The 17,803-nt window shown below is 58.9% G+C and carries 14 protein-coding genes; 10 read left to right on the plus strand and 4 right to left on the minus strand.

The genetic code is table 11. The features are described 5' to 3' along the window. The first annotated feature begins 51 nt into the window (after positions 1–51). The 8 genes from AAEZ08_RS15275 (at position 52) to AAEZ08_RS15310 (ending at position 9,331) form a co-directional block, all read left to right on the plus strand. Positions 52–1,131: a glycoside hydrolase family 5 protein gene (locus tag AAEZ08_RS15275; protein ID WP_003280579.1), complete on the plus strand. Its 1,080-nt coding sequence runs from the start codon at positions 52–54 to the stop codon at positions 1,129–1,131. Between the two features lie 18 nt (positions 1,132–1,149). Beyond that, entirely contained in the window at positions 1,150–2,337 is a 1,188-nt protein-coding gene (locus AAEZ08_RS15280; protein WP_500124649.1) for a polysaccharide pyruvyl transferase family protein, read from the plus strand. Positions 2,338–2,339: 2 nt separating this feature from the next. Then, positions 2,340–3,572 (plus strand): oligosaccharide flippase family protein, encoded by a 1,233-nt coding sequence (locus AAEZ08_RS15285; RefSeq protein ID WP_058064688.1) that lies wholly within the window; start codon positions 2,340–2,342, stop codon positions 3,570–3,572. A gap of 64 nt (positions 3,573–3,636) precedes the next feature. Next, positions 3,637–4,887: a Coenzyme F420 hydrogenase/dehydrogenase, beta subunit C-terminal domain gene (locus AAEZ08_RS15290; RefSeq protein ID WP_003280575.1), complete on the plus strand. Its 1,251-nt coding sequence runs from the start codon at positions 3,637–3,639 to the stop codon at positions 4,885–4,887. A 44-nt stretch (positions 4,888–4,931) separates the two neighbouring features. Beyond that, positions 4,932–6,185, plus strand: a complete 1,254-nt coding sequence (locus AAEZ08_RS15295) for a hypothetical protein (protein ID WP_058064689.1) — start codon at positions 4,932–4,934, stop codon at positions 6,183–6,185. After that, positions 6,145–7,020, plus strand: coding sequence for a glycosyltransferase family 2 protein (locus tag AAEZ08_RS15300; protein WP_102819568.1), 876 nt, complete (start codon positions 6,145–6,147; stop codon positions 7,018–7,020). Before AAEZ08_RS15295 ends, AAEZ08_RS15300 begins: the two co-directional genes overlap by 41 nt. Next, positions 7,013–7,780: a WecB/TagA/CpsF family glycosyltransferase gene (locus AAEZ08_RS15305; protein ID WP_427703142.1), complete on the plus strand. Its 768-nt coding sequence runs from the start codon at positions 7,013–7,015 to the stop codon at positions 7,778–7,780. The genes AAEZ08_RS15300 and AAEZ08_RS15305 overlap by 8 nt, the downstream gene beginning before the upstream one ends. A gap of 450 nt (positions 7,781–8,230) precedes the next feature. Then, positions 8,231–9,331: a polysaccharide biosynthesis/export family protein gene (locus tag AAEZ08_RS15310; RefSeq protein ID WP_427703141.1), complete on the plus strand. Its 1,101-nt coding sequence runs from the start codon at positions 8,231–8,233 to the stop codon at positions 9,329–9,331. Between the two features lie 582 nt (positions 9,332–9,913). Here the strand turns inward: AAEZ08_RS15310 and AAEZ08_RS15315 are convergent. Continuing rightward, positions 9,914–11,098: a thiolase family protein gene (locus AAEZ08_RS15315; protein ID WP_500124650.1), complete on the minus strand. Its 1,185-nt coding sequence runs from the start codon at positions 11,096–11,098 to the stop codon at positions 9,914–9,916. 563 nt (positions 11,099–11,661) lie between these two features. Next, complete coding sequence (pap, locus tag AAEZ08_RS15320; RefSeq protein ID WP_500124651.1) at positions 11,662–13,161, minus strand: polyphosphate:AMP phosphotransferase; 1,500 nt, start codon at positions 13,159–13,161, stop codon at positions 11,662–11,664. Between the two features lie 333 nt (positions 13,162–13,494). Between pap and AAEZ08_RS15325 the strand changes: the two genes are divergently transcribed. After that, positions 13,495–14,232, plus strand: a complete 738-nt coding sequence (locus tag AAEZ08_RS15325) for a 4'-phosphopantetheinyl transferase family protein (RefSeq protein WP_500124652.1) — start codon at positions 13,495–13,497, stop codon at positions 14,230–14,232. 180 nt (positions 14,233–14,412) lie between these two features. After that, positions 14,413–14,820 (plus strand): PA2817 family protein, encoded by a 408-nt coding sequence (locus AAEZ08_RS15330; protein ID WP_038658904.1) that lies wholly within the window; start codon positions 14,413–14,415, stop codon positions 14,818–14,820. Positions 14,821–15,027: 207 nt separating this feature from the next. Here the strand turns inward: AAEZ08_RS15330 and AAEZ08_RS15335 are convergent, their stop codons facing one another. Beyond that, the gene (locus AAEZ08_RS15335) at positions 15,028–17,028 is read right to left on the minus strand and encodes a polysaccharide biosynthesis protein (RefSeq protein WP_500124668.1); all 2,001 of its coding nucleotides are present in this window, start codon (positions 17,026–17,028) and stop codon (positions 15,028–15,030) included. Between the two features lie 211 nt (positions 17,029–17,239). After that, positions 17,240–17,788 (minus strand): sugar transferase, encoded by a 549-nt coding sequence (locus AAEZ08_RS15340; RefSeq protein WP_500124653.1) that lies wholly within the window; start codon positions 17,786–17,788, stop codon positions 17,240–17,242. Positions 17,789–17,803: the final 15 nt, after the last annotated feature.

Consider the following 17,803-nt stretch of genomic DNA (forward strand, 5'->3'; position numbering starts at 1 on the left):
CTGGCCTTTCGAGCGTCAGTATTTTTTTTTGCCTGAGGATAGGTGCTAGCGATGACCAGACACCCCAACCGGCCAGTAGGACGCGCAACACGACTGGCTCTGGCGCTGGTTGCCACACTGACCGCTGCCGGCGCATGCGCTACCGATTGGCCGACTTCAGACAAGGGCCTGGCCCTGCTCGGGGTCAATATCTCTGGCGCCGGATTTGCCCCGCACGTGACTCCGGGCAAGAACGGCACGAACTACTTCTATCCGGAAAAAAAGCACTTCAAGTACTACGCCGATCAGGGCATTCGCCTGATTCGCTTTCCGTTCATCTGGGAGCGAGTTCAACACTCGCTCGACAAAGGATTGAACTTCGATCAGATCCGGTTGCTGAAGAAGACCCTGGATCTGGCCGCCATGAACGGCCAGAAGGTCATTCTGGACATGCATAACTATGGTCGTTACCACGGCGAACTCATCGGTTCGAGCAAAGTGCCCTACGAGGCTTATGCAGCGGTGTGGCGCCAACTGGCAGAACACTTCAAGGGCCATCGCGGCCTGCTGGGCTACGACATCATGAACGAACCCCACGGCACAGTAGGCCTCTGGCCTGGCGCCGCCCAGGCGGCGGTCGACGCAATCCGCGAGGTGGACGACCAGACCTTGATCTTCGTCGAGGGCGAACGCTGGTCTAGCGCTTATCACTGGCCGCAGGTGAATGCCAACTTCCTCATCAACGACCCGGCTGACCGCATCGTCTACGAAGCGCACCTGTACTTCGATCAGGATTTTTCCGGCAAGTACATGGAGAAGACCAGCCGCGACATTGACCCGATGATTGGCGTCGAACGAGCCCGCCCCTTCATCGAGTGGCTGAAGAAGCACGGCCAGAAGGGCTTTCTCGGCGAATACGGCATTCCCGACGACCTGCCCGAAGCAGCCGAGGCGATGGACAACCTGCTCGCCTACCTCAATGACAACTGCGTACCTAGTGCGTACTGGGCCGGTGGCCCCGGGTGGGGCACCTACAGGCTTTCGATAGAGCCACGCGACGGTAAGCACCGTCCGCAAATGGAGCTAATGCGCAAACACCTGGCGAACGATTGCACTGCCATTGGTCCAACCCCTTCGCAAAACGCTGACTGATTCTGGAGTGACTCGAACATGAAATTCGGACTGCTATGGCACTCATTCTCATCCGGCAACCTCGGGGTTGGCGCATTGAGTATTTCCAACATGCTGCTGATCGACCAGGCCGCCCGCAACTGCGGAATCACGCCCGAATTCCTGATCATCGGTTCGTCCGGGCCTTGTGACTATCCACCATCTACCGAGCGCTTCAAGTACGAGTTCATCGAGTTCAACGAGAAGGCGTTGCTCAAGAATCCCCATGGCCTTTACCAGGCGATCAGCTCCTGTGACGCGGTATTCGATATCGGTGAGGGCGATAGCTTCTCCGATATCTACGGTGCCAAGCGCCTGATCAAGCTGTTGGTCAGCAAGGGGATGGCGCTCGGTGGCCGCGTGCCGCTGATTCTCTCGCCGCAGACCATTGGCCCGTTCAAGGCTGACTGGGCAACCAAGACATCGGCATGGGCCATGAAGAAAAGCACCATGGTCTTTGCACGTGACCATCAGTCCTTCGATGTGCTCAAGCAACTCGACACGCCGAACCGTGACGAAGTCATAGACGTCGCCTTTGCCCTGCCCTTCGAACGCAAGACCGAGCATCGAGACCCGGACAAGCTGGCCGTTGGCTTGAGCGTTTCGGCGCTGCTGCATCACGGTGGTTACGAAGGCAGTGCCAACCAGTTCGGTCTGCGAGCCGACTACAAGGCGCTCACCGACCGCCTGATTCGCACCCTGCTCGAGCGCGGCCATGAAGTGCACCTGGTACCCCACGTGATCCCGACCGGATTTGCAGCCGAGGACGACTACACGGTCTCCGAGGAACTGCGGCAGCAGTATCCGGAGCTCAAGCTGGCTCCGCGCTTCAAGGGTCCGATCGAAGCCAAGTCGTACATCAGTGGCATGGATTTCTTCGTTGGTGCGCGCATGCACGCCACCATCGGCGCATTCTCCGCCGGCGTCCCGGTCGTGCCCCTGGCGTACAGCCGCAAGTTCGCCGGTCTTTATCAGTCGCTCGATTATCACCGCGTCGTCGACCTCAAAACCGAGGGCACCGACAGCGCGCTGGAGTTGGTGCTATCCCACCTGGACAACCGTGAACAGCTCAAGGCCGAGGTCGCTGCCAGTGGTGTGATCATCCGCCGCAAGCTGGATGCCTACAGCGCGGCGCTAGAGCAGATCCTGATGTCGCTGCAACAGCCTCAGGCTGCGAACCAGAACTAACCATGCGCGATCATGCCCTGATGGGGGTTACCACGGCGGCTCGGACCGCCGTGCAGCTCGGTACTCTGCTAATCCTTGCGCGAACCCTGGGGCCGAGCGACTTCGGTTTCATTTCAATCGTGATCACCTGGTCGACCATTGTCGCTCTGGTGACCGACTACGGTTTCGGTATGCGCGCACTGCGCGACATCGGTGCCGAGCGCCATCGTGCGGGCGAGATCATGTCTGCGAGCCTGGCGGCGAAGTCCGTACTGGTGCTGCCGGCTTGTGTCGTGCTGCTGCCAGTTATTCTCTTCGTGCTCGACCTGCACACCACCGAGCGCTTCGCTGCGGTGCTGTTTCTGCTTGGCACCCTGGCCTCTTCCTATGGGGATCTGGGGCTTACGGTATTTCGCAGCATCGGTCAGTTCCATCGCGAAACGAAGATCGTCGTGGCAACTGCGCTGGTGCATTTCGTACTCATCGGCGCAGCAATTCTGTTGCACAACGACGTATTGGCTATTGGTGCTGCGTTTCTGCTGTCGCGGCTGATCTATGCGGTGTTCGCTCTACGTGCGCTGTCGAAGATCCTCGCGCTGGGCGGCATTTTGCGCAGCTCCTGGCGGGTACTGGCAGAGCGCTTCAGGTCCTCCACCAGCTTCGCCATCGACAGCGGCGCCACCAACATCTTTGCCCAGCTCGACGTCATTTTGGTCAACCACCTCGCCGGCCGCGAAGCTGCAGGCATCTACTTTGCCGGCTCGCGCCTGATTCAGGGAGCGGTGCCCTTCAGCGTCTTGCTGGCCAGCGTGCATATCCCACGCTTCGCTTATCAGCTGCACAACAAGACGGCCGGGCTGTTCCGCTACGGCGTCCGCATCCTCGGCGAATACGCCGGCATGGGGCTGATCTTCGCCCTGGCGTTCTTCTTTATCGGGCCGCTGTTCACCGACTACTTCCTCGGCGCCGAGTACGCCGAACTGAACACCCTTTGGCTGGCGTTCGCCTGCTTTACCGCGGCGCGTTTCGTCGCCGCAGGGTTGGGCGTGCAGCTGATGGCCATGGGCACGGGCTTTCTGCGCACCTTCGGCATCATCGCCTCGGGCGTGATCACGGTGGCCTGTTATTGGATTTTCATCCCGTCGCACGGGATACAGGCGGCGCCTTGGGTGTCCACTCTGGGCATGGTCGTCCTGACGCTTATCTACGGTTATGCGGTGCTCAACATCTACCGCAAGCAACGGCAACCCGCATGACCGCACTCGTTAAATACTGCCAGTCGCGCAACGCGCGTGGCTGGCCGCTCAAGGGAAGGCAGGTATGAAAGCTCTATTGAATCGCGTGCTCAACAACGACCTGTGCAGCGGCTGCGGCATGTGCAGCTCGGTGGCTGACGACGACGCCATCAAGATCCGCCTGACCGGCGATGGCTACCACCGCCCGGTGCTCAACGACCAGTATCAGAACAGGCCGGTCGCCAATGAGCAGACCAGCGCGGCATTCGCCAAATCCTGCCCGGCGCTGAACCTGGATATTCGCCCCTACAAGTCGGCGAACTATCACCCGATCTGGGGCGAAATCCTCGACACCATGAAGGGCTATGCGACCGACAATGAAATCCGCCAGGCCGGCTCGTCCGGCGGGGTTATTTCGGCACTGGCGCAGTACTGCCTGGAAAACAAGTTGGTCGACGGCGTAATCCAGATCCAGGCCTCGCAAACCGATCCGTTGGAGAACGTCGCCACGATCAGCCGCTCTCGGCAGAACATCATCGCCTCGTCCGGTTCGCGCTATGCGCCGGCCAGCCCAGGTGAAGCGCTGAAATGGGTCGCCATGTCCACCGAGAAGTACCTCTTCATCGGCAAGCCATGCGATGCCGCGGCAGTGCGCCAGATGCAGCAACACGACCCGCGCCTCAAGCAGAACATCCCGTACATCGTCTCCTTTATGTGCGCCGGTACGCCGAGCCTGCAGGGCACCGAGCAGGTGCTGGAAAAACTGGAGGCCAAGCGCAGCGAGGTCACCTCCTTCCGCTACCGCGGTGACGGCTGGCCGGGTCTGACCAAGGCCACCCTGGCCAATGGCGACGAGCGCACCATGACCTACAACGACTCATGGGGAAAAGTGCTCAACCGCCACCTGCAGACGCGCTGCAAGATCTGCCCGGATGGCATCGGTGAGTTCGCCGACATCGTCTGCGCAGACGGCTGGGAAGGCGACGAAAAGGGCTACCCCTCCTTCGAAGAGCGTGAGGGCAATTCGCTGATTCTGGTACGTACCGCAAAAGGTCGCGAACTTTTTCGCAACGCGGAGGCTGATGGCGTTGTCAAAGCGGAAGCTTTCGATACGAACAGCATCTTCGCCATCCAGCCGTTCCAGTACTACCGCCGCACGACGATCCTGCCGCGGCTGTTGGCGATGAAGCTGCTGCTGCTCAAAACCCCTTCGTACAAAGGCTTCGAGCTTGGCAAAGGGGTAAAGGAGATCGGGTTCTATCAGAGCTTCAAGGCGTTTACCGGTTTGCTGGTGCGACGCAAGAAGATCAAGAAGCGGGCGCTGGAAACAGCTTGAAAAGCTGTAGCGCTCAAGGAACCAATACCTAAGGACTCAGGTTGATGACAAATTTCGGCTCACGCTTCTTCTTTTTTCCGCTGTTGATTCTGGCGTTAATCCTGCACTTCTCGGTGTTCGGTGACAGCCCCCACAACCCCTACGGCATCAAGGGGCTGAACGAGCTGTACCTGGCGGTCAGCATCGTGTTCACCATTCTTTTGCTGTTGGCATCGTCAGAAAACGCGCCGCGTGAATTTCGCATCCTCATGTACTACTGCTTTTACACCGCAGTGGTTTTCTTGGTCCTGCCCGCGATTTTTGCGTATTACACCTACGGTCAACCGATCGTCTTCGGCCTTATCGAAGAGCGGCGAGTGCTGTTCTGCCTTGGCTTCGCTCCGCTGCTGTTCCTCGGCAAGCGGGTCAGCACGCTGCAGTTCGAGCGAGGACTGCTTTATGCGGCGCTGATCGCGGCGTTCTTTTCGTGGTGTTTCAAGTTCGGCGTGATTCCCGACACGCGCCTTGAAGTGCGCTCGGACGACCGCCCGGATCGCTCGTCAATCGGACCCTACCTGATCTGTTTCGGTTATTTCTACTGCATCCAGATCTGGTCGAAGGGCATCTCGCCGATCAACGGTGCGGCCCGCAACAAGACCCTGTATTTGGTGATCGCCGCACTACTTCTGCTGACGCTGGTGTTCGCCACTCAGACTCGACAGCTCATTGTTCTGTGTCTGTTGTTCACGCTTTTTTGCCTGCGTGCCAAGGCGGTTATCTGGGCAGCTTCGTTATCGATTCTGCTTTCACCGTTTTATTTCTTCCCGAGCCTGCTCGAGGTTCTCGGCCTGAATACCGAGTTCTATGACAGCACCCTCGAAGGTGTAGAAGACGGCGTGCGCACGCACACCATCGCGTCGATCTTCGCCCATCTGGACCAGGTCAACTGGCTACCCAGCGGATCGCTGTCGCTGATGTGGCAGGACGGCTTCATTCCCTATTTCGGCGAGCATTTCTTCCTTTCCGATGTCGGAGTCTTCGGTACGTTGTTCCGCTTCGGTTTCCTCACGTTCTTCCTTATCCCGATGACGCTGTTCGTTTATCACCGCATCGCGAAGAACATCACCGCAGACATGACCTTTATCTACTCGACGATTCTGGCGTTCTTCGTCATCTGGCCACTCAATGGCTTGTTCGAGTACGGCCAGCCGATCATCACGATGCTGTTCGTCATTCACGCCCTCAAGGCCCGTCACCTTCGCAGCCAGGAACTCATCCATGAACGTCGCGCTTATCCTCAACTACAAGGCAGCTACTGAAACCATCAGTTGCGTTGAGAGCCTGCTCGCTCATTGCCCGGCTCTTAATCACGTCGTGGTCATCGACAACGACTCCCAGGACGGCTCCATGGTGGCGTTCAACCAGTGGCTGGAAGCACAGCCGCGCCCCAACGTCACACTGCTAGCCAACCCGGAAAACAATGGCTACGCCGGCGGCAACAACTACGGGTTGCGCTGGGTGCAGGAAAACCTGCCGGTAACCAACTTCTGGATCGTCAACAACGACACCTACGTCGACAGCGATGCCTTTACCCCGCTGCTCCAAGCGCTGAATGAGAACGACCGCCAGTTCGTGGGCTCGGTAATTCTCAGCGCCGACACCGGACGCCTGGAGTGCTATGGCGGCGGCAAGCTCTATCCGCTACTGGGCAAAGCCAAGCTGCTGGGCAAGGACCAGACGCTGGAAGCCATGGCCCAGAACAGCGAGCAGCCTGATTATCTGATGGGCTGCAGCCTGGCGTTCTCGGCCAAGCTGGTCGAGCGTGTCGGCCTGATGGATGAGGCGTACTTCATGTACTCCGAGGAAGTCGACTGGCAGTTCCAGGCGAAGAAGAAAGGTATTTCCATCCGCGTCGTGCCGACCAGCCGGCTGTTCCACTACGGCTCGCTCAGCTCAGGCGGCCGTTCGGCCTTCTATCACTACTACCGCAACCGCGCGGCGACCCGGTTCAACAAGCGCTTCTACGGCCAGGGCTTTGCTTTCGTGTCGGCCTGTCTCCTTTCGGTGATCACCGTCATCAAGGAGTTCAACCACCCCAGCCTCGCCTGGTCTGGCATCAAGGGCGCCTTCAAGGGAGTAACGATGAGTGTCTAACGAGACTAATCACGCGTTCGGTGTGAATTTCTACACCGGCAGCAAAGCGGCGTTGCTGAACTGCATTCGCGAGGGGGTTCACCAACCCTACTCGTTCGTAGTGACGCCCAACGTCGACCACCTGGCGCAGCTGCAGCAAAACGCTGCACTGCGCGACGCCTACGCCAAGGCACGCCTGCGTTTGTGCGACAGCAGAATTCTCCAACCGCTGCTGCAGCGTCTCGGCGTACAGATCGAAGAGGTCATTCCGGGCAGCGATCTGACCGTCGACCTGCTGCGTTGGGCTGACCGCGAGCGTCTGCGCATTGTTCTGATCGGTGCCACTGAGCAGGAATGCGTGAAACTGCTTACGCTCTATCCTGGCATTACGCTGTATCACCACAACCCACCTATGGGATTCATCAATAGGCCGGAAGAAGTGCAACAAGCACTGCAGTTCGTTCGCGAACACCCTTCCGAATTGGTGTTCTATGCCGTGGGCGCGCCACGCCAGGAAATCCTTGCTAGTTCTATCGAAAGTCATGAGCGAACCGGCATGGGATTTTGCATCGGCGCCTCCATTTCCTTCGCCACGGGCAGTATTAAGCGCGCTCCCGTATGGATGCAGAACTACAAACTCGAATGGCTGCATCGAATGCTCTCCGAGCCCAAACGGCTGGTAAAGCGTTATGCTCATGATGCGCTGTTCATAGTTCCTGCATTTATGCGCGAAAAAAACTACCGCGCTCAAAAAGCGAAGCCGGCGGAGCAGGACTCTTAGGAAATTTATCGAAAAATTGGCTGTAATTGCACCGAAACACGGTGAACCCAGCCAGAACACGACGGTCTATCCCTACTGTGAAAGCACCAGAGGATGGCAATTCAACATCGAACTAGACATAAGCGCCGTCCCGCCTTGGTAGTTTGTACAGCAGACACGCCGCTTACAAGTAAGGGATTAAACCTGCCCAACCGTTTAAGCCGCTGTAGTTATTACCAAAAGGGAATTAAATCGCTTCCGCGCAGCTGAATATAAAAAGCTGCTGGAGATGAACATTCAGGAAGGAGAGAAACTTTGGCTACCGATCCAATTTGGTCGCTGAGGAGTGTGGAGTGATGACTCCGATCCTCTTGGAAAGGCGAAAGAACAACTCGAACGCCTCAAGCAAAAAAGTGAATCAAGCCGTCTCACTCTTTGAAATAAAACCACTCCGTCAAGGATGAACAACCCATGAAACCATTTATTGCTCTTGCTTTTACTTCCGCCCTTGCGCTGCAGGGCTGCGCTTTCGCCCCCGGTCAGTACCTCGATCCCGATGAGTTCAAGGATGGTGCCGAAGCCGAACACGGTACGGTGCAACTGATCCGCATCACACCCGAAATGCTCAAAGGCGAACTGGCATCCGACGTGGGTACGTCGAGCAAGCAGGAACTGCTGAGCTACAAGCCCAGTGCCTACCGCATCGGAGCGAACGACCTCCTCTATATCACTGTTTGGGACCACCCTGAACTGACCGCCCCGTCTGGCCCGCAGCAGCAGCTGGACGCCAACGGTCGTCTGGTCCGTCCTGATGGCACCCTCTTCTATCCGTACATTGGCAATGTCGACGCCGCCGGCAAGACGATCGAAGAACTGCGTACCACCATCGCTCGTCGCCTGACCAACTACATCGACAGCCCGCAGGTGGATGTCTCCATCCTGCGCTTCGGTAGCCAGCGTATTGTCGTTTCCGGTGCATTCAACACTGCCGGCGAAGTACCGGTGACCACTGCACCGATGACCATTACCCAGGCTATCGGCCAGGCAGGTGTGGACACCGAAACTGCTGACCTGACCGGCCTGACCCTCAAGCGTGACGGTCGTGAGTACATGCTCGACGTCGATTCGCTCAACCGTCCCGATTCTTGGCTGCACCAGGTTTACCTGAAAGATGGTGACCAGTTGCACCTGCCGTACAACGACCAGCGCAAGATCTACGTACTGGGCGAAGTGAATCTGCCGCAGGCTTTGTCCTTCAAGGCCACCAACATGAACCTGATGGACGCAGTAGGTACCGCTGGCGGCATTCGCCAGGAAACTGCGGATGGTGAAGCGCTGTACGTGATTCGCGGTGCGGAAAACATGGCCACCGAACCGGCCAAGGTCTTCCAGCTGAACGCCAAATCGCCGACCGCTTTCGCCCTGGCCAAGCACTTCCCGCTGCAGCCGCAGGACGTGGTGTTCGTAGGCCCAGCCAACATCACCCGTTGGAACCGCTTCATCAGCCAGCTGCTGCCTTCGGCTAACGTCATCGGTATCGGCGCCGCTGCGGATTACAACCTGAACCGCTAAGCAACGGCATCGCCTGATCGACGGACGATCAGGCAGAAAGAACCGCAGAGCCAATCACGTGATTGCTCTGCGGTTTTTTTATGCTCGCTGGGAATGTCCTGTGGTCGCTGGGAATGTGTTGCCCTGTCTGGTCACACTGCAATCGTCTGCGGGAGCCGACCTCGAGGCGAAGCGTTTGCTCCTGCCAGGTCCGCACACCATTCGCCGCGAGGGCGCGCCTCCTACAGAGCGGTGTGCATCGTCTGCTTTGTGGGAGGCCCGCCCCGGGGCGAAGCTCTTGCTCCTGCCAGGCCCGCACTCCATTCGCCGCGAGGGCGCGCCTCCTACGGGCGGGTGCACATCTGCTTGTGTGGGAGGCCCGACTCGGGACGAAGCTCTTGCTCCTGCCAGGCCGCACTCCATTCGCCGCGAGGGCGCGCCTCCTACGGGCGGGGATGCACATCTGCCTGTGTGGGAGGCCCGCCCTCGGGGCGAAGCTTTTATTGCTTAAAACCTCGCGAAGCGCCCAGGCGGGCACCCACGTAGGGTGGGCTTTAGCCCACCACACACAACGTTACGCTTGAATTACCGATCCACTGCAGCTCAACGGACCGCTTCGAACAGCCCTGCTGCGCCCATGCCGCCGCCGACACACATGGTCACTACTCCGTAGCGCAGATTACGCCGCTGCAACTCGCGAACGATATGTCCAGCCGTGCGCGAACCTGTCATGCCAAATGGATGGCCAATAGAGATCGATCCTCCATTGACGTTGTACTTTTCGTTATCAATGCCAAGGGTGTCCCGGCAATACAGGCACTGCGAGGCGAAGGCCTCGTTAAGTTCCCACAGGTCGATGTCGTCGATCTGCAGCCCCTTGGCCTTGAGCAGACGCGGCACCGCGTAAACCGGCCCGATGCCCATCTCCTCTGGCTCGCAGCCTGCCACGGTGAAACCACGGAAAAAGGCGCGCGGCTTGAGGCCAAGTTCGATGGCCTTGTCCAGGCTCATCACCAGCGTCATGGACGCGCCATCGGACAGCTGCGAGGCGTTACCGGCGGTGACCGAGCCGTCTTCAGCGAACACGGGCTTGAGTCCGGCCAGGCTTTCCAGCGTGGTATCCGGACGGTTGCAATCATCACCCTCGACCACGCCCTGATGCACGGTGCGCTCGCCGGTGTTCTTGTCCTCGGTGTAGTACTGGACATTCATCGGCACGATTTCATCGCCGTACAGCCCATCGGCCTGCGCACGCGCAGTACGCTGCTGGCTCTGCAGCGAGTAGAGATCCTGCTGCTCGCGAGTCACGTTGTAACGACGTGCCACCAGTTCGGCCGTCTGGCCCATGGTGTGGTAGATGCCCGGCACGCGCTCCTGGATGATCGGATTGAACAGGTGATCGGTGTTGCGGCTCTTCAGGGTCAGGGTGATCGACTCCACCCCGCCGGCAACGATGATGTCGCTGCATTCCGAGGCAATCTGGTTGGCCGCCACGGCGATAGCCTGCAGGCCCGATGAGCAATACCGATTGAGCGTCATGCCGGCACAGTCGATACCTAACCGGGACAACACAGCCACGTTACGACCGATGTTATAGCCCTGCGCGCCCTCATTGGAGCCTGCACCAACGATACAGTCCTCGACCAACGCGGGGTCAAGATCGTTACGAGACAGCAGCGCATCGACGCAATGCGCGGCCATATCATCAGGACGGGTCATGTTGAACTTGCCACGGAAAGACTTGGCCAGACCGGTTCGTACGCTATCGACGATCACTACTTCACGCATGACATACCTCGGAGACTAGGAGCGGTCGCGGGGATGTTGTGACGGCGCTACGCGCACGGATTGTTCCACGACCGCAGGATGGACGGTGATCCGAGCATAGTTCCCACCTCGCCAGCATTGCGACGACCATTCAGTTTGGATATGGACGGCCATCGTTTGCCCGATCGCTCTGGGGGGCGTTCGCTTCAGCACCCACTCACCCTGCCCTGCAGAATCTCACCGGGCACATTCTGTAGCAGCAGAAATCAACATGTTGGTAGCCTGAAGCCCAGCCTACGATGCTTGATACACCAGGCACTGCACCGTAGATGTTTTAGGTCCACGCAGCGGCTGCCAGCTCTCTAACAGAGCTTTATCAATGCGTAATGATGGGCTGAAACCCACAAAGCTATGCCCTGCAGCAGCTTGAACATGCCGATGCGTGACTGCCAGTGCCCGGCGTCAGCGAACCGCGATGCTGCCGCATGTAGGGTGGGCTTCAGCCCACCGACGAGCCAAGACCGAGCGCTACCTATGCCACCGGCCTCAAAGGAAACCAATCTACGGCGTCATCACCTCCCCTTTTAACGGCCCTTGTCGATCGCAGCCTCCAGCGCCTCGTTCAATGTGCGCAGCACCTTGATGCGGGCGAAGCGCTTGTCGTTGGCTTCCACCAACGTCCAGGGGGCGATCTCCGTGCTGGTACGATCAACCATGTCCGCAACCGCGTGGCTGTAGTCATCCCATCGCTCCCGGTTACGCCAATCCTCGTCGGTGATCTTGAAACGCTTGAATGGCGTTTCCTCGCGTTCCTTAAAGCGTTTGAGCTGGGTCTTTTTGTCGATGCTCAGCCAGAACTTCACCAGCACGATATCTGCATCCACCAGCTGCTCTTCGAAATCGTTGATCTCGGAGTAGGCCCGTAGCCACTCGTCCGGAGTGCAAAAGCCCTCCACTCGCTCGACCAGCACGCGGCCATACCAGGAGCGGTCAAATATGGTGAACTTGCCGCGCTCGGGCACATTGCGCCAGAAACGCCAGAGCCACGGTTGAGCGCGCTCCTCCTCGGTGGGCGCGGCGATCTGCACCGTGCGATAGAGCCGTGGGTCAAGCGCACCCGTCACGCGTCGAATCGCACTGCCCTTGCCCGCCGCGTCATGCCCTTCGAACAGCGCCAGCACGCCACGCTTGCGTAGCCTGCGGTCCCGCAATAGTTGCGAAAGCCGCGCCTGCTCTTCAGCGAGCTGCTGCTGGTAGTCGTCCTTGGTGAGCTTCTGGCTCAGATCCAGGCTGTCCAGCAGGCTCAAATGATCCAGATCGATCTGCAGCGGCGCCGAATGCGGCTGCGACGCCGCCTGCCCTGGCTGCTCCGCGGCGGCCAGGGCGGCCTGCAGACCTTCAAGCAGGATGCGGCCGACGGTCAGACTGCGATAACGCTCGTCCGCGCCCTCGATCACATACCAAGGCGCAAAATCCCGGCTGCTGAGCCGCAGGATCTTCTCACCGTGGCGCACGAACTTGTCGTAAGTCTTGGACTGTTGCCAATCCAACGGGCTGATGCGCCAGCTGTGCAGCGGGTCATTCTTCAGCGAATCGAGCCGGGCGTTCATACGCTCCTTGGACAGATGGAACCAGAACTTGAAGATCAGCGCGCCCTCGTCACAGAGCATCCGCTCCAGGCGCTGCGCCCGCGCGGTGGCGAGTTTCAGCTCGGCACCATCGATGCGCCCGTGCACACGGTCCTCGAGCATCTTGCTGTACCAGTTGCCGAAGAAAATCCCGGTGTGGCCCTTCGGCGGCAGGCGTCGCCAGAAACGCCATGCCGGTGGATGCGCGAGCTCTTCGTCGCTGGGCACATCGAAGCTGTCGACACGTATCAGCCGCGGATCCATCCACTCGTTGAGCAGCTTGATGGTTTCCCCTTTGCCGGCACCCTCGATGCCATTGATCAGTATGAGGACCGGGAAGTGCGCTTGGGCCTTGAGCCGGTACTGCGCCTGCAACAGCGCTTTACGCAACTCGGGCACCGCCGCATCGTAGGTCTCCTTGTCGATGGAGTGACCAATTTCGGCTGATTCGAACATCGCTTTCTCCGTCCAGATGATGCGCTCAACCCTAGCAGGCACCCTGAAGGCATAGCGAGCAGCGCGTGAAAAATAACCACAACCTTGATACGGCTTATTCCTCCTGAAGCGGAGCTGCAGCCGTTGGCGACGATGGCGTGCAGTTGATTGCCCACCCTCTCCCTGCGGGGGAGAGACGGCGGGAAGCAGTCCAGATGCCAAGCATCAACCTGGAACGGGACCGATGCCGGTGAAACAGCGCAAGTATGCAAGTGGTAATCCGCCAAGCGAAGTACGGCGCGTCGCCCGAAGCGCGATCACATCCAATACCTGCCTTGAGGCAGAATAGCGACCATGAACGATCTGCCTTCCTACCCACGCTGCTGCACGCCACTCACCGACCACTGGCCGCTACCGCAAGCCTTGGCGGGTGTCAGCCTGATGAGCACACGCTTCGATCCGGCATTGCTCGATCCTGAGGATTTTGGCCGCTGGGAGATTCCCGCACAGAAAGGCGTCAGCAAGCGGCAGGCAGAGTTTCTCGCTGGACGTTTATGCGCTAGGGAGGCCCTTCGAGGCCTGACCGGCATTGCATTCGTGCCGCCAGTGGGTGAAGACCGCGCACCGCAGTGGCCGCGCGGCGTCGTTGGCTCCATCACCCACGGCGCAGGCTGGGCAGGCGTGGTGGTGGGTTCCAGTCAGCAATGGAGCGGGCTGGGACTGGATATCGAGCGCATTCTTGCCCCCGAACGAGCTGACCGCCTGGCCGCCGAAATCCTTACTCCCCGTGAACTGGAGATCTACTTCTCGCTGAACGAAAACGAACGCGCCGAACTGGTCACCCGAACCTTCTCGTTTAAGGAAAGCCTGTTCAAAGCCCTGTTCCCGCTGGTGCAGCAGCGCTTCTACTTTCAGGACGCCGAGGTGCTGGACGCCACTCATCAGGGCCTGGCGCGCCTGCGCTTGCTGATCGACCTCTCCGCAACCTGGCGCAACGGTGCCGAGTTCGAGGGCCAGTGCACTACCTTCGATGGCTACCTGCTCAGCCTGATCAGCATTCCTGTTCAGCCCGTCTCGGTCGACCCAAGCTAGTACTCAGCCCTGCCACCGCGCCCAGAAAAGCGCGGCCCAGCGCTGGCAAGCTGAAGGGCCTGATATCGCCTCATCTGACAAACCGAACCCGCGGGCTTTCAGCGAGTCAACCAGACACCCCAATTCACCGGCGCGCGCGCCTATAATCGCGCCTTTCAGAAAACCGACACAGGTGAACACATGGCCAATCCATACCACGATCACAACCTGGCCCTGCTGGCCCATCTGCGCGGCATCCTGCTCGCCATGGGCGAGGCCGAGCAAGTCTCGGAAGAAAGCCACGCACTGTTCCTCGAGCGCTTCGACGAACTGATCATGAACCTGCAGAACGTGCCGGAAGAGCGCCATATGGGTCAGGACCTGATCTGCCAGGTTTTCCACCGCTATCCCCAGATCGCTCACCTGGTACCGCGCGACCTACTGTGGTTCTTTGGCGGCGACTGCCTGCACTTCATGCCCGATGACGAGATCGCCGTCTTCCAGCAGCTGGAAGAACGCCGCTACGAAGCCGAACAGAACGACGAACCGTTCGACTGGAACCGTGAAAAACAGCTGCTGAGCATGCCGGACGAGGGTGCACGGCACTGATATCTGACACCAGCCAGCCGAATGGCGAGAAGTATTTGCCAGTTGAGAGGCAATCAACGGCCGCTAATAGTGGGGGCTGAAGCCCCCTTGGGAAGGAACGTACTCTCACGGTGGAGGCTGCAGAGCAGATTTGAAATCGCGCCTACCCAACCGCTGGGCTGTTCAGAAGCTGCCAGGAGACCAGGCACCCCTGACGTGTAACTCTACTTACTCAAGCTCTACCCGCCGCTGCTGGTAGATCCAGTCGACGATTTCACCTTCCGGCACATACCCGCTCACCACTTCGCGAAGCAGCTGCCGCACCTGCGGGTAGTCATCGCTTTCCACCGCCTTGAGCAGTTTCGCCAACCTGTCCTTGAGCACATCCCAGTCGAGATGCTCCTCATTGGCGCGCATGATCATCGGATGTTCGGTAGCGCTCACGTTGTCGCCAATCAACAGCTCTTCATACAGCTTCTCGCCGGGCCGCAGGCCGGTGTACTCAATAGCGATATCCCCGTGCGGGCATTTCTCGGACCGCACGCTGAGACCGGACAGATGAATCAGCTTCTCGGCCAGCTCAGCGATCTTCACCGGCTGCCCCATATCCAGCACAAACACGTCACCACCCTGCCCCATCGACCCGGCCTGGATAACCAGCTGAGCAGCTTCGGGAATGGTCATGAAGTAACGGGTGATCTTCGGGTGCGTCACCGTCACCGGCCCGCCGCTACGAATCTGCTGGTAGAAGCGCGGAATAACCGAACCCGACGACCCCAGCACGTTGCCGAAACGAACCATGGTAAAGCGCGTCTTGTTGACGTGATGCACCGAGTCGCCAGCACCAAAAAGCACCGGCGCGGTTTCGCGGCTCAACGCCTGCAGAATCATTTCGGCGACACGCTTGGTGCTGCCCATCACATTGGTCGGGCGCACTGCCTTGTCGGTGGAGATCAGCACGAAGTTGGCCACCCCCGCCTGCACTGCCGCCTGGGCCGTGTTCATGGTGCCAAGCACATTATTCAGCACGCCCTCTGCGACGTTGTGCTCCACCATGGGTACATGCTTGTACGCCGCCGCGTGATAGATCGTCTCCACCTGCCAAGTGCGCATCACATCCAGTAGGCGCTCGGGATTACGGATGGACCCCATGATCGGCACCAACCGAACCGGCAGCGAAGCCCGCTCGATAGCCCGCTCCAGCTCAATGTGAATGCTGTAGAGATTGAACTCGCTGTGCTCGAACAGCAGCAGCGTTTGAGGCTTGTTCGACAGGATCTGTCGGCACAGCTCCGAACCAATCGAGCCACCCGCTCCCGTCACCATCACTACCTTGCCGCAAATGCACTTCTCGAACAGCGTCTGCTGTGGCGGCACGGCGTCGCGCCCGAGCAAGTCAGCAATGTCGACTTCCTGAATATCCTCAACCTTGACACGCCCACTGGCCAAGTCCATGAATCCAGGCACACTGCGAACGTGCAACGGATAGGGCTCCAACGTTTCCAATACCTCACGCCGCCGCGCGCGTGACGCTGAAGGAATCGCCAGCAGAATTTCGTCAGCGCCCGTTTCATCGATCATCTGCTGAATGTGCTTGGGCGAATACACCCGGAGCCCTGCAATTGTACGGTTGGAGAGATTTGGATCATCATCGATAAACGCAACCGGACGCATCGCGCGCCCCAAGCGCAACGCAGCAATCAACTGATTGCCCGCCGCACCGGCGCCGTACACCGCTACCTTTGGCAAACCCGCATCGCGGCCTTTGAACTTAGTGAGCGAATCCGGGGAAAACCAATCACCCATGAAGTACTGGCGCATCACTAAGCGCAAGCCGCCAATCAGGAGCAGGCTCAGCCACCAGTAGTTGAACACCATCGAGCGCGGAATGACCTTGGGCACATCCGTACGCCAATACACCGCCAGAGACAAAAGCAACGCCGAGAGCGTAACCGCCTTGACGATGGCCATCAGCGCATCGTTGCCGAAATAGCGCATCACGGCGCGATACATGCCGAAGCGAACAAAAAATGGAATCGCAATCAGCGGTGCAATGCCAAATAACCAGGCGTGCCCACCGAGTGGCTGCACAAAATCCGCATCACCCACACGAACGAAAAAGGCTAGCCAAAGCGCTAACCATACCAACAGCACATCCGCGGCCACCTGTATGACACGCTTCTGCCGACGTGGCAGCCGTACCAGGCGCGAGCGCAATTTTTCAGCCAATCTCAACACAGGAAAACCTCATACCAATCAACCTTAACGCGCGTTCGTACCAAAAAAGGTATAGGCCCTATTTGCGAGCACTGCCTAACTTACAGAACGGCTAGCTCGCCCCCTGTAGGAGCCAGCTTGCTGGCGAAAGCACACCGCCCTGCATATCTGCGGGAGCGCTGCAGCCTCGATCGAAAATAGCCCAGCAGAAAACACAGCTACCTCACCGAACCCTGTCGCCCGCCCCTTTCCCGGCAACCGTCATAAAGATGTACTTGAAATAGTCCACCACCGTAAGGCTCTGGATCATCCTCTGGTCAGTTTCGGCCAGCAATGCCGGCGTGGACATATCGATTTCATTCACTTGTGCCAGCCCGGTAATCCCAGGTCGAACATCGAATACCCCGCGCTTGGCGCGTTCTTGCGTCAACTCTTCCTGGTTGAACAGCCCGGGGCGCGGCCCTACCAGGCTCATCTCACCCTTGAGTACATTCCAGAGCTGGGGCAATTCATCCAGCTTGGTCTTGCGCAGAAAATGACCGAAACGGGTAATGGAAGCACTACTGGCCAAGTGAGTGGCAACCGATGCGGTATCCACCTTCATGGTGCGGAACTTGACCAAAGTGAACGGCTTCTGATGACGCCCTACCCGCACCTGGCGAAAAACCGGCGAGCCGGTATCGAACAAGCCGATAAGGGTCAGGACCAGCAATACCGGAAAACCAAACACAAGCCCCAACAGCGAAAAAACAAAATCAAACACTCGAATCACAAATTCACCATCAAA

This window comes from Pseudomonas sp. E45-MNA-CIBAN-0222 (assembly GCF_040310405.1).
Lineage (GTDB): Bacteria > Pseudomonadota > Gammaproteobacteria > Pseudomonadales > Pseudomonadaceae > Stutzerimonas > Stutzerimonas stutzeri_AC.

Bases quoted from the DNA above. Each gene is read 5' to 3' on its own strand.
- AAEZ08_RS15275 (WP_003280579.1), top strand. From the start codon at position 52: ATGACCAGACACCCCAACCGGCCAGTAGGACGCGCAACACGACTGGCT.
- AAEZ08_RS15280 (WP_500124649.1), top strand. From the start codon at position 1,150: ATGAAATTCGGACTGCTATGGCACTCATTCTCATCCGGCAACCTCGGG.
- AAEZ08_RS15285 (WP_058064688.1), top strand. From the start codon at position 2,340: ATGCGCGATCATGCCCTGATGGGGGTTACCACGGCGGCTCGGACCGCC.
- AAEZ08_RS15290 (WP_003280575.1), top strand. From the start codon at position 3,637: ATGAAAGCTCTATTGAATCGCGTGCTCAACAACGACCTGTGCAGCGGC.
- AAEZ08_RS15295 (WP_058064689.1), top strand. From the start codon at position 4,932: ATGACAAATTTCGGCTCACGCTTCTTCTTTTTTCCGCTGTTGATTCTG.
- AAEZ08_RS15300 (WP_102819568.1), top strand. From the start codon at position 6,145: ATGAACGTCGCGCTTATCCTCAACTACAAGGCAGCTACTGAAACCATC.
- AAEZ08_RS15310 (WP_427703141.1), top strand. From the start codon at position 8,231: ATGAAACCATTTATTGCTCTTGCTTTTACTTCCGCCCTTGCGCTGCAG.
- AAEZ08_RS15315 (WP_500124650.1), bottom strand. From the start codon at position 11,098: ATGCGTGAAGTAGTGATCGTCGATAGCGTACGAACCGGTCTGGCCAAG.
- pap (WP_500124651.1), bottom strand. From the start codon at position 13,161: ATGTTCGAATCAGCCGAAATTGGTCACTCCATCGACAAGGAGACCTAC.
- AAEZ08_RS15325 (WP_500124652.1), top strand. From the start codon at position 13,495: ATGAACGATCTGCCTTCCTACCCACGCTGCTGCACGCCACTCACCGAC.
- AAEZ08_RS15330 (WP_038658904.1), top strand. From the start codon at position 14,413: ATGGCCAATCCATACCACGATCACAACCTGGCCCTGCTGGCCCATCTG.